Here is a 246-nt window from a genome sequence, read left to right on the forward strand (position 1 = left end):
GAACTCGTGACCTCAACCTTGGCAAGGTTGCGCTCTACCAGCTGAGCTAGTGTCGCATGATCAACGCTATAAAGCATTCAATCTAAATGTGGTTGCGGGAGCAGGATTTGAACCTACGACCTTCGGGTTATGAGCCCGACGAGCTACCAAGCTGCTCCATCCCGCGTCCGGATGCATTGTTTAAGACAATGAGACTATAAACCAAACTCTCTTTTCGAGAAGAACCATCAGGCTCTTAAAGAGAAA

1 tRNA gene is annotated in these 246 nt (G+C 48.0%); it reads right to left on the reverse strand.

Going from position 1 to position 246, the window contains the following annotated elements:
- Positions 1–89: 89 nt before the first annotated feature.
- Positions 90–166, reverse strand: a tRNA-Met gene (locus PVK62_RS17630).
- Positions 167–246: the final 80 nt, after the last annotated feature.

This window comes from Aliivibrio sp. S3MY1, from assembly GCF_028765575.1.
Lineage (GTDB): Bacteria > Pseudomonadota > Gammaproteobacteria > Enterobacterales > Vibrionaceae > Aliivibrio.